The sequence below is a fragment of the Bacteroidota bacterium genome (assembly GCA_030706565.1).
Classification (GTDB): Bacteria; Bacteroidota; Bacteroidia; order Bacteroidales; family JAUZOH01; genus JAUZOH01.
Genome location: JAUZOH010000071.1, coordinates 1 through 13,658, shown reverse-complemented (window position 1 = coordinate 13,658; position 13,658 = coordinate 1). Strand labels below are relative to the sequence as shown.

Here is a 13,658-nt window from a genome sequence, read left to right as displayed (position 1 = left end):
TGGGAAACTTCATAATATAGTGGGACAGAAGACAATTTTCCGGACAATTACTTCTGCCTTTGCTGAATATCAGCTTGCCCAGGGACTTTCCTTAAAAACAACAATTAACCTTGACAATACAGATTATAATTACAAAACTTATGTCCCCTATACAGCCACCAATTCACTGGCAACTCGTTTGGCACAAACAACCACAAATACTTCAGGGACAGCAGGGGGCTACAAAAAGCAAACCTTTGTAAATGAAAATACTATTTCATACCAAACCCTGATTGCTAATAAGCATGACATTTCCCTTTTAGCAGGTGCTTCTTATAACACTGATAAGCTAAATAATATTTATATGACTTCAAATGGCGGATATAACAGCAATGTTATCGAAACATTAAATGCTGCTACAGGAATAACCGGAGGGTCAACAGAAACAAAGGATGTGCTGATTTCCTATTTTGGAAGAATGCAATACGGTTATAGTGGTAAATATTTGGTCTCCGCCAGTATTAGGAAGGACGGTTCTTCCCGGTTCGGGAAAAATACAAAATGGGGTTATTTTCCTTCTGCTTCATTAGGATGGAGAGCATCTGAAGAAGAATTTATGAAAAGTATAGCTTTAATCAGTGATTTGAAGTTGAGAGGCAGTTGGGGTAAATCCGGTAATTTTAATATCGGAGATTATGCCAGTATCCCTACTTTGGGTACTTATAATTATTCATTTAACGGGACTCAGGTAACAGGACAGGCCCCCTCTGCAATAACAAATGCTGATTTACGATGGGAAAAATCAGAAACCTATGATGCGGGTTTGGATTTGGGTATTTTAAAAAATCGAATCACTGCATCTTTTGACTATTATACAAAATTAAATACTGATTTGTTGCTGAATGTACCGGTTCCAAAATCTTCGGGATTTTCAACATATTTTAGTAATGCCGGTAAAGTCCGTAATCAGGGATGGGAGTTTGAATTAACAACCCATAATTTAACGGGTAGATTTCAATGGACAACCACGGCTAATGTAAGTCATAATGCGAATAAGGTGGTTGCTTTAACGGGTGGGCAAAACCAATTACTTATCCCTTCATCTTTTGATATTTCCCATTCCATTCTTGAAGTCGGGAAACCCATGTACAGTATTTACGTCGTACGTCAGATTGGGATATTGACCCAGGAGGATATTGACAACCATGTAGCCCGTTATAACGGTAACACAGAAACAGTGGGTGATCCGAAATATTATGATGCAAATAAAGACGGAGTAATTGATGCCAATGACCGTGTTATAGTTGGGCATCCCAATCCAGACTATATATGGAGTATGACCAATACCTTCAAATTTAAGGGATTTGATTTAACTGTTATGATGCAAGGCCAAAGAGGTGGTTCTATTTACTCTTTATTAGGTAGAGCTTTAGGTAGAACTGGACAATCCTATTTGGACAATGCTTTGGGTTTTTTCAGGGACAGATGGCACTCTCCGGATAATCCGGGTGACGGGAAAGTAGGTAAAGCTTATTCAACATTTGGAAGAATCGTAAATACCGATTGGCTTTATTCTTCTGATTACTGGCGCGTGAGAAATATTACGCTGGGTTATGATCTGGGTAGTTTATTGAAAATACAGCTGGTCTCTGCTGCCCGTGTATATATAACTGCTGAAAACTGGTTTGGAAAGGATAAATATTCGGGTGGTTTTAATCCTGAGGCCACCAATACTGATTTAAGTGGGAGCACTTTATATCCTGAAGCAGGGGATTATGGAGGACTTCCCATACCCAAGTCATTGGTTTTAGGACTAAACATAACATTCTAATCATTTTAATTACATTTATTATGAAAAAGGTTATTTTTTATTTTATACTATCCGTAGTTATGTTTTGTTCGTGTTCAAAGCAATTGGACCAGGATCCAATATCAAGTGCAACTACGGTGACTTTTTATTCATCAACGAATGATTTTATTCAGGGAGTAAATTCTATTTATGCTGATTTAATGACCTATCCTGACAGACAATTGAATCTGTCTGAAACAAGATCTGATAATTTATATGCTGTATCAGATGGCGGTGTCCGCGATTGGGAGGGAATAAACGATTTTTATAGTTCACTCGCAGGCAATCCTTATATTTCAGAAGCTTGGGCAACCAATTATAATGGCATATACAGAGCTAATGTTTTGTTAGAACAGTTACAAAAAAACGGGAAAATAATTACAGATGGGGTTTTACGTTCAAGATTGAAAGCTGAAGCAAAATTCCTTCGTGCTTTTTATTATTTTGATCTTGTACGTTGGTTCGGGAAAGTACCTATTATTGATCATTCTGCTTCTGCAGCTGAGGCTAATACAATCCCCAGGAGTTCTGTGGCTGATTTGTATAAGCTTATCATTTCAGACTTGCAATTTGCATGCGATAGCCTTTCACCTACCTATGCTTCGGCGGATAAGGGGCATGCCACTACTTATTCGGCAAAAGGATTATTGGCACTTGTATATATGACAGAATCCGGGCCAACTTATGGAATTGAAGGCCCAGGGCTAGGATTAAATGAATGGAATAAAGCTGAATCCTTACTCAATGACATTATATCCAGTAATAAATATTCATTTCTTTCAAGTTATCCTTCTATTTTTTCGTACACAAATGAAAATAATGCAGAAGTAATTTTCAATGTTGAATATAAAACTGGTTCGTCTCCTGTTGTGGGTGCAACTTTCCCCTGGTTACTTGTGCCGGATAATTATTTCCAGTCATTAGGCAAGGCCACTCAGGGTGGATTATATATTCGCCCTGTTTCCACTGATTTGGTTAACTTGTATGAGACGGGTGATACACGTAAAAATTTTACAATTAAATTAGGGGGATTTACTTATAATGGAACTTTTGAAGATCGTCCCTTTTTTCAGAAATACGTTGACTTGACAAAAGTTCCAACAAACCGTTTAGATTGGCCAATTAATTTTATTGTTCAGCGATATACTGATATATTGATGCTTAAAGCTGAATGTATTCTTCATGGGGCAGATGGAACGCAGACTGATGTTGATAATATTGTAAATCAGGTACGTCAAAGAGCTGGATTAACTGCTGTTTCAAATGTCACTTTGAAACAATTAATGGATGAAAGAAGAAGAGAATTTGCAGCTGAAGGGCTTCGTTGGCACGACCTGGTTAGAAGTGGATTGGTAGAAAGTACAATAAATGCATGGATACCCAAAGAAGATATTCTTCATGCAATGCAGACTTTCAAAAAAGAATATATTATTTATCCTATTCCCCAGTCTGAACTTGATGTCAATCCGGGATTATATACTCAAAATGCCGGCTATCAATAGAAATTATATCTATTATCTTTATAAAGATATTTCTTAAAAAATCGTTTGTTAAATTCATTGTTTAAAGCGGGTCAGTGCATTACTGATCCGCTTTTTAAATTCTATTTTGCAAGAATTCAATTTCCTCGTATAATCTGCAGGTTCTTTGTAATTGAAATTACAACTTGTTTCATACTTTTGTTATTTTTGAAAAAACCAAAAAACATTCTTAAATCTTATTTTGATGATACGTCGTAATTTCCTAAAATTAGCACCTGTAGCCGGACTGGCCGGTTATTCTTTTTCAATGGATAAACATGTTTATTCTCCCAATAACGTTTTGAAATTTGATACCAGGGCTTATTGGGTTTCTGTCCTCACTAAAATCGCAGATCCTTTACTTGTTAGTTTAAGCAATGAAAAGCTCAAAGCCAATATGCCCGTTGAGGCCAAAGCCGGAAATGAGGCCGACAGGCGGTCGGTTACCCATCTGGAAGCTTTTGGACGGCTGATGGACGGAATTTCTCCATGGCTTGAACTTGGCCCCGATAATTCTTCTGAGGGTTTGTTGAGAAGTAAATATATTTCCCTTGCACAAAAATGCTTGTCTGTTGCGACAAATCCCTCTTCACCCGATTTTATGAATTTTACCAAAGGAGGCCAACCTCTGGTTGATGCAGCATTCCTGGCACATGGCCTGCTTAGGGGATTTGACCAGTTGTGGCAGCCTTTGGACAGCGAAACGAAAAACAATATTATAAAAGCTTTAAAATCTACAAGGGTTATTAAACCGGGATACAACAATTGGTTGCTGTTTAGTGCAATGATTGAAGCCTTTTTGCTGAAAATTGGTGAAGCCTGGGATCCCATGAGGGTCGATTATGCCATAAAAAAACATATTATGGATTGGTATAAAGGGGATGGACTTTATGGCGATGGCTCTGATTTTCACTGGGATTATTACAACAGTTTTGTCATTCAACCCATGTTGCTTGAGGTTATTAAGATTATGGTTGAAAAGGGGAAAGAATCTAATGAAACATACAAGTTGGTTCTGGCCAGAGCCAAGCGTTATGCGACAATTCAGGAACGTCTGATTTCTCCTGAAGGGACTTTTCCGGCCATAGGCCGCTCTCTGGCATACCGGTTTGGCGCATTCCAGCTTCTTTCACAAATTACCCTGATGAATGAACTTCCCTCAAATATCACCCCCGCGCAGGTTCGTAGTGCATTATCCCTGGTTATCCACAATATGATTGAAGCTCCCGGAACATTCGATAATAATGGCTGGTTAACTATTGGTTTTCATGGCCATCAACCTGGAATAGGCGAAACCTATATTTCAACAGGAAGTTTATACCTCTGTACCGCAGGATTGCTGCCCTTGGGATTACCTCCTTCTGATCCTTTCTGGACCTCGCCTGCTGCCGACTGGACACAGAAAAAAATCTGGAATGGTCAGGATTTGCCAAATGACCATGCTTTATAAAAAAGGGTTGACCAATGAAAATTAACAAAACTACTATTTTACTTTTTGCCAGCCTTGTCATCTGGAATCTCAGGCCGGTTGATGCCCAATCGTCAGGGCCCATGCAACCCTTTGGCTTAATGACCGATTTAATTGAACATACCGACAGGATTTGGGCCAACGGATACCTGTTAAATTCGACACTTTCGCAGGAAAGCAAATGGCTTGATTCTTACCAGCTTGCAGAAATTAATTCCCGGCAGCCTGCTTTTAGCTGGATAGTCAATGATGCCAGGAATAATGTCGTTCAGACTGCATATCAGATTTTGGTTTCAGATAACCTCCAATCCCTGGAAAAAGATTCGGCTGATATGTGGAATTCCGGGAAGGTATCAGGCGATAATTCTGTGTCTGTAAAATATGCAGGAAAAGAATTATTAACAGGGCATATTTATTTTTGGAAAGTCCGTACCTGGAATAATGGTTTGCCTGGGCCATATTCAGCAATCAAAGCATTTAAAACTTCTTCAAACCTGCTAGAATACGGTTGTTCACGTTATCCTGTTGAGAAGACTGATGAAATTCCGGTGGTTTTAAAAAATTTGAGCCGGGATCTATGGTTTGCCGATTTTGGCAAAGCTGCTTTTGGCCGGCTTAGAATATCCCTGTTTGCGGATAAAAACGACACTTTGTTGATCCGGCTGGGAGAGGCCATAAAAAATGGAAGAGTGGATCAGAATCCAGGCGGTACCATTCGTTTTAAGATTATTCCACTTCCTGTAGTTCCCGGGATGCATACTTATACAGTCGCTATACCTCCTGATAAAAGGAATACCGGACCTGCAGCGATGAAAGTACCCTCTTACATCGGAGAAGTGATGCCTTTCCGTTATTGTGAGGTTGAAGGCTTATCCGGAAATGTCGATAATCTTTCGATTGTCAGAGAAACAGCGCATTATCCGTTCGATGAGGCTTCCTCATCTTTTACTTCTTCCAGCAAAGTATTGAACGATATCTGGAATTTGTGCAAATACAGTATTAAAGCTACCAGTTTTACCGGCGTCTATATCGATGGTGATCGCGAGCGGATCCCTTATGAAGCTGATGCCTTTATTAACCAGCTTTGCCATTATTCCATTGACCGCGAATTCAGCCTTGCCCGCTACAGTTATGGATATTTGGTTAATCATGCCACCTGGCCGACTGAATGGATTTTGCAGTCGGTTCTTTTGGCCTGGAACGATTACCTGTATACCGGCAATCTGGATGCTGTAAAAGCATGTTATGACGATTTAAAAGCCAAAACCTTAACAGACCTTTCATCAGAAAATGGACTGATTAGCACCAAAACCGGGAAGCAGACGCCGGAACTTATGAAACTGGTCCATTATAATGGGAAAGAGCTTAAGGATATTGTAGATTGGCCTCAGAATGGAATTCTTGGTTTAGGTAAAAATGAACCTGGTGAAACCGATGGCTTTGTGTTCACCGATTATAATACGGTTGTAAATGCTTATTATTACAGGGCTTTGAGTATTATGGCAAAGCTTGCTTCTGCTTTGGGCAATAAAGCGGATGTTATATTTTATGAACGAAAAGCCGAAAAAGCCAGGCAGGCAATAAATGATTTGATGTTTGACCAGAAAAGGGGGGTGTATACGGATGGAATTGGTACCGTTCATGCCTCGCTTCATTCAAACATTTTCCCCTTGGCTTTTGGGATTGTTCCTGAAAATAAGAAGAAACCTTTAGTGGATTTCATCCATACAAGAGGAATGGCTTGCAGTGTTTATGGAGCTCAGTTTCTACTTGATGCTTTGTACAATGCAGATGATGCCCCATACGGGCTGTCTCTCTTAAGTTCTACTGCCGAGCGCAGTTGGGCTCATATGCTTTATGGTGTAGGATCAACCATAACCCTTGAGGCCTGGGATAATAAATATAAGCCGAATCAGGATTGGAACCATGCATGGGGTGCTGCACCGGCCAACCTTATTCCAAGAAAACTTATGGGCGTGGAACCCTTGGAGCCGGGATTCAGAAAAATTCAGATTAAGCCTCAACCCGGGCCTCTGGAAGAAGCATCCTTGTCGCTTCCGACTATTCGTGGCAATGTTCTGGTTTCTTTCAATCAGAAACCTGGGGAATACTTTGAGCTGAACGTTACTATTCCTGCCAATGCAGTGGCAAATGTTTTTATTCCATGGAATACTCAAAAGGCTTCGGTTTCATTGGACAACAATCCTGTAAAAATTAAAAAATCCGGTAATTTTGTTTTACTCGAAAATGTGGGGTCAGGTAAACATTATATAAAATGTAGTGAAAAGTAGATAAAACAAACAGATGATGAAATGGACATGTTTGCTAATAAACATATTAACAGATAAAATGGCAAACATGAAGTTTCATACAATTTTTAAAATAAATTATATGCGTATGAAATATTTATTGTTAATGATCGGCCTGGCGATGTCGGTTCAGTCTTTTTCCCAAAACGCAATAACCAATGTTTTTGGGCGTAATACTTTCTCTTTGAACGGGAAATGGAATTATCTCATTGATCCTTATGAAACCGGGTATTACGATTATCGTTACGAGCCTTATGATAAAAATCCAAGGCCATCCGGAGGATATTTCCTGGATCAGCATGCTAAAAACAAGACGGATCTTATTGAGTATGATTTTGATAAATGTCCGATGCTGATGGTGCCTAAGGATTGGAATTCCCAGGATGACAAATTATTATATTATGAAGGGACCATTTGGTACCGGCGTTTGTTCGATTACAAGAAAAAAGATCCCTCCAGCCGGGTATTTGTTTATTTTGGTGCAGCCAACTATGTGACGGATGTTTACCTGAATGGCATAAAACTTGGGAAACATATTGGCGGATTTACACCCTTCAATTATGAGGTCACTTCTTTATTGAAGGAAGAGAATAATTCGCTGGTGGTAAAAGTAGACGACAAACGAAGTCGTGATGCTGTGCCTACCCTCAACACCGATTGGTGGAATTATGGAGGGATTACCCGGGATGTCATGTTGGTTGAAGTTCCACAGACATTTATTTCTGATTATGCTATCCAGTTGAAGAAGGGTTCGAAAAACCTGATAGCCGGTTATGTAAAGCTTGACGGGGCACAGAAAAATCAAAAAGTTAGAGTTGAAATTCCCGAATTGAAAATTAACAGAGAATTTTTAACGGATACGGAAGGAAAGGCTCAGGTTTCAATTTCTTTGAAAAAATATGAAGCCTGGTCACCCTCTAATCCTAAGCTATATAAGGTGAATGTTTTGTCTGAAACGGATAAGGTTTCTGAAAAAATTGGTTTCCGAACCATTGAGACCAAAGGGACTGAAATTTTGCTTAACGGGAAACCGGTGTTTCTGCGGGGGGTTAGTATACATGCTGAAAATCCAATCAGGGGTGGCCGTGCTTTTTCAGAGGAAGATGCCCGTATGCTTTTAGGTTGGGCAAAGGAGCTGAATTGCAATTATGTTCGTCTGGCCCATTACCCGCACAGCGAATACATGGCGCGTTTAGCCGATGAAATGGGCATTATGGTTTGGGAAGAAAATCCTGTGTACTGGACTATCCTTTGGGATAATCCTTCAACTTACGAAAATGCCAAATCACAGCTTACCGATCTTATTACCCGGGATAAAAACCGTGCGTCAGTCATCATCTGGTCAATGGCTAATGAAACTCCCGTAAGCGAGGCCAGGAATAATTTTCTGAAAAACCTAGCCGGCGTTGCCCGTTCATTGGACAGTACCCGGCTGATTTCTGCAGCAATGGAAGTACACGTCGATCCCAAAAATCCTTTGACGAAAATTGTGGAAGATCCTTTTACTCCTTATGTGGATATTGTGAATTTTAATGAATATATAGGATGGTACGATGGTTTGCCCGAAAAGTGCGACAAAGTTCATTGGAGCATTCAATATAACAAACCTGTTATGATCAGTGAGTTTGGTGCCGATGCTTTGCAGGGATTGCATGGTGACAGTCTTACACGCTGGACGGAAGAATATCAGGAGGATGTATATAAACGGACACTGAAGATGCTTTCTAAAATACCGCAGTTCAGAGGCCTTTCTCCATGGATACTCTGTGATTTCAGGTCGCCAAGGCGTGTGCTGCCCAATATACAGGATGGCTGGAACCGCAAAGGCCTGATTGGTGAGAATGGAACAAAGAAAAAGGCCTTTTGGACCTTGAGAAATTTCTATGACCAGCAGGAAAAGAAATTTAAATAAATTTCCCTTTAAAATGAAAAAAAGCAATGCTGATAAAGTATTGCTTTTTTTTATTATATGCTATTAATGAGTCTTTTGATGTTTCGAAAGAATTAAATTTTTAACTGGTTATTTTAGGATTATAAAGTTGATGGATTTTTTTATTTTTGCTCTGACCTAACTACAATTACCATGACTGTACGCAATATTTCCTATTCCTTTTCTATTAAAGTCTATGTTCTGTGGTTCGCAATTTCCTTTCCTTTTTCATGGGTTTATAGTCAACCTCAATATCTGAATTTTGATAATTTCACTATTGAAAATGGCTTGTCAAACAATGTTATCCATAGCATTTATCAGGATAAAAAAGGGTGGATGTGGTTTGGTACAAGTCAGGGCCTCAATAGATTTGACGGGTATAAATTCACCTGCTTTTATTATAATCCATCTAATCCTCAAAGTTTGGTCGGTAAATTGATCCGCTGCATTTTCGAAGATAAACAGGGTGCACTTTGGATAGGAACAGAAAATGGGGGCCTTAATAAATTTGATTTTAAACATGAAACTTTTTCGCATTTTTATTCTCCATTCAGAAATTTTTCACTTAAGGGCTCTACGGTTAATAAAATTCTTCAGGATAAATCTGGAATATTATGGTTAGCAACAAATGAGGGCTTGGTTCAATTTGATCCCAGAGGGAAAATCAAGGGACTTTATCACCATCAACCGGGGAATAATAATTCATTGACAGACAATGAGATAAAGGATATGCGGTTCGATTCGTACGGGAATATCTGGATAGGGACCAACGCGGGACTTGATATTTTTAATCCGGGAACAGGTATATTCAGGCATGTTGCTATTCCTAAAGAAGAAATTCTTACTGTTTTTCGCGATGATGACGGGCAGATGTGGGTGGGTACCATTAGTCATGGGATTTTCCAGGTAAATCAATTTACTTTAAAGTGGAAGCGGCTTATAATTGATTCGAAAAATGAACGTGCTGTTACAGTACGTTCAATTGTAAAGGATAAGAGTGGATTATACTGGATTGGAACCCGCGGGGGATTATACATTTATTCTAAAGAAAACAGGAAATTTTCTTTCTTCAGGCATGACGACCGCGAACCCCAAAGTTTATGCCATAATTCAATAATGGATATTTTCAGGGATGCCAAAGGGGATTTTTGGATAGCTACGCGCAGCGGATTGAGTCATGTCGTAGCCGAAAAGCAGTTATTCCGTACCTATAAGGCTATGCCTAATGATCATCAATATTTGAACAATGGCGAAATCTATGCTTTCTGGATGGATCCTCAAGGGAAACTTTATATAGGGACTGAAGAAGGAGGAATCAATGTTTTTAATCCTAAAACCAAAACCTTTTCTTATATCACACAAAGTAGAAATGGCCTGCAAACGAATTGCATTAAGGCATTAATAGGTGATAATTCCGGAAATCTTTGGGTGGGAACCTATGGTGGAGGTCTTAGTGTGATCAGCCTTAAAACCGGACATGTTGCAAATTTTATGAACAAACCCGGGGACAATAAAAGTTTGTATCATAATATTGTCTGGTCGCTTGTGATGGATAGTAAAAAAAACATTTGGCTAGGGACAGAAGCCGGACTGGATCGTTTTGAGCCCAAATCAAAAATTTTCATCCATTATCCGAATGTGATCAGGGAAGAGGTTTTATGGATTAAAAATGATTCACATGGTGATTTGTGGTTAGGCTCAAATAATAAATTGGTTATTTGGAATCCCAATACCGGAAGAATAAGACGTTTCAACATCCGGATCCGGATGATGTACGAAGACAAACAGGGGCGTTACTGGCTTACCTCACTGGATTATGGATTGATCCTTTTTGATGAAAATAAAGGAATTATTAAATGTTACGACCAGACCAAAGGTATTGCCAATAATCAGGCTTATTGCATTCTTGAGGACAACCGGGGGTATTTTTGGATAAGCACCATAAATGGATTGTCCAGATTTGATCCAATCAAAGGAATTTTTAAAAATTTTGACCGTGAAAATGGGCTTCAAAATAATCAATTTCAATATGGGGCATGTTATAAGACGCCCAATGGAGAGTTGATTTTTGGCGGGATCTCAGGTTTTAGCATTTTTGATCCGGCAAAAATTAAGGAAAATTTATACAGGCCTCCTATAATGCTTACCGGACTTAAAATTTTCAATAAAGAAGTCCATATTGGCACTTCCTTGTTGAATCAAAGTATTTCTGAGGCCAGCGAGATTAAACTTCCATACAATCAAAATATTTTTTCACTCGAATTTGCTGCCTTAAATTATGCCAATGCTATTAAGAACCAATATCAGTATAAGTTGACGGGGTTTGAAAAAGGATGGAATGCGGCTACTACCCAGCATTCAGTGACCTATACCAACCTCAATCCCGGCAATTACCTTTTTATGGTCAGGGCAAGCAATGATGACGGGATTTGGAGCGATAAAATGCTTACCGTAAAAATTAAAATTCTTCCACCTTTTTGGATGACCTGGTGGTTTAGGATCTTGATGGTTATATTGTTGTCAATAGCGGTTTATTATTTGTTCCTTTTTTGGGAGAACAGGCGCCGCCTGCAATATGCCCTGGATTATGAACGGGAGAGGGCCAAAAAACTGCACGACCTGGATATGATGAAAGTGAATTTTTTCACCAATATATCCCACGAACTTCGTACGCCTTTAACCCTGATCATTTCTCCAATTGAAAAAATGCTTGATTCCAACATGACTGCAAAAGAAATGAAGGTTTATCTGGCCATGATAAGGCGTAATGCAAGGCAGTTGCTTAAATTGGTGAATCAATTACTCGATTTCAGGAAAATTGAATCAGGGAAAATGAAAATTGAATTTTCTCAGGGGGATATCGTTTCGTTTACCAGTGAAATTGTTGATTCTTTTATTCAAATGGCTGAGGAAAAACACATAGATCTAAAGTTTAATGCTGATGATAATGAATTATTCACTTCATTTGACACTGACAAACTTGAAAAAATTATTAATAATCTGATTTCAAATGCATTGAAATTTACCCCTGACGGCGGGTCTGTAATGGTAAATCTTTCGCTGCTGACCGATGAGAACGACAGCAGTAAACCAGGGAAATTTATTCAGATTGTGGTAGAAGACAACGGTATTGGAATTCCTGAGGCAAACCTGAACAAAATTTTCACCCTGTTTTTTCAGTCCCCTAATGCCAAAGGTAAAACAGGAAGTGGTATTGGGTTGGCTCTGACTAAAGAGCTTGTAGATCTTCATCATGGGACTATTACTCTAAAAAGCAAGCCTGGCGAGGGTACCAGTGTAACCGTGCGTCTTCCCTATAATTTAAAAACTGAAGAACAGTCTGTACCGTTTGAGTCAGTTGCGCCTGAAACTTTAGATCGCTTTAGCAATAAGGATTCTGACTCGTCTTCCGGAAAAATTATGCTGGTTGTCGATGATCATCCTGATATACGTTTTTTTATACGGTCAAATTTTGACCAGGAATTTAAAGTGTTTGAGGCCTCTAATGGGAAAGAAGGATTGGTACTCGCTTTTAAACATATTCCGGATATCATTATATCGGATATCATGATGTCGCCTGTCGATGGAAATGAGTTTTGCCAGAAGATCAAGAATGATGAACGGACTTCGCATATTCCGTTCATACTTCTGTCTGCTCTTTCTTCAAAAGATCACCAAATGGAAGGGAATAAAACCGGGGCAGATGAATATATCACCAAACCCTTTGATATGGAATTCCTCAGGACTAAGGTCTACAATTTGCTTTCCATCCGTGAAACTTTGCGTAAAAAATATTCGGAGGAGATGGTCTTAATGCCGACTGATGTAACCATAACCTCTCCTGACGAACATTTTCTTCAGAAAGTTATTGAGGTGATTGAAAATAACCTGGCTGATCCTGATCTGGATATAGACAAGATTGCACAGGACGTAGGGGTAAGCCGTACACAGCTATATCGCAAATTATCCGTTTTCACTGAAATGACAGTGAGGGAGTTTGTCAGGAATATTCGTCTTAAGCGGGCGGCCCAGCTTTTGGAACAAAATAAGTTGAATGTTTCGGAAGTTGCATTTGCTGTTGGATTTAAGGACTTATCGCATTTCCGTAAATGTTTCCGTCAGGAATTTGGAATGAGTGCTTCTCAATATGCCAAAGGGGATGCTTCAAGCAATCTGGAGGTTCATTCGTGATGAATTGGAATTCATTTTGCTTATTTCCCTTTAGGAAATGCCTTGACATAAAATTGGTTTCCGGTCATTTATGGTTAAAATTACTCATATTCCATTCCAAATTACTGCGGGGATGTATGATTTATTATCTTTGTTGCTTCTGCAAGAGGTCATAAATATTGATACACTGGGAAGTAATTAAATCGGCATAGGATGGGAGTTGGTTGGATTTGATGAAAAAGGCATTTCTCCGGAGAGGCAATGAAGGTAAAGGGAAATGAAGCCGGCAGAAATAGGATTATTGTGAATGTGTTCTGAAAATTAATTATAAAAATCACTAATTAACTAAAATATGTTATGTTAAAAATCAGGTTTGTAGTATTAGCTATTATACTGGGAGCATGTTTTTTTATAAATACTGCTTACGGTGCCG

At 39.1% G+C, this 13,658-nt stretch carries 6 protein-coding genes; all 6 read left to right on the top strand.

Annotation, left to right across the window (positions count from 1 at the left end; translation table 11 throughout):
- A partial coding sequence (locus Q8907_05725) for a SusC/RagA family TonB-linked outer membrane protein (GenBank protein ID MDP4273765.1) occupies positions 1 to 1,810 on the top strand: 1,810 nt, incomplete at its 5' end.
- Positions 1,811 to 1,830: 20 nt separating this feature from the next.
- Entirely contained in the window at positions 1,831 to 3,330 is a 1,500-nt protein-coding gene (locus Q8907_05720; protein MDP4273764.1) for a RagB/SusD family nutrient uptake outer membrane protein, read from the top strand.
- 223 nt (positions 3,331 to 3,553) lie between these two features.
- Positions 3,554 to 4,798, top strand: a complete 1,245-nt coding sequence (locus tag Q8907_05715) for a DUF2264 domain-containing protein (GenBank protein MDP4273763.1) — start codon at positions 3,554 to 3,556, stop codon at positions 4,796 to 4,798.
- 14 nt (positions 4,799 to 4,812) lie between these two features.
- On the top strand, positions 4,813 to 7,107 hold the full coding sequence (locus Q8907_05710; protein ID MDP4273762.1) for an alpha-L-rhamnosidase C-terminal domain-containing protein: 2,295 nt from the start codon (positions 4,813 to 4,815) through the stop codon (positions 7,105 to 7,107).
- Positions 7,108 to 7,207: 100 nt separating this feature from the next.
- Positions 7,208 to 9,037, top strand: coding sequence for a glycoside hydrolase family 2 TIM barrel-domain containing protein (locus tag Q8907_05705; GenBank protein MDP4273761.1), 1,830 nt, complete (start codon positions 7,208 to 7,210; stop codon positions 9,035 to 9,037).
- Between the two features lie 171 nt (positions 9,038 to 9,208).
- A complete protein-coding gene (locus tag Q8907_05700; protein ID MDP4273760.1) occupies positions 9,209 to 13,246 on the top strand; it encodes a two-component regulator propeller domain-containing protein in 4,038 nt (1,345 codons plus the stop codon).
- Positions 13,247 to 13,658 lie beyond the last annotated feature (412 nt).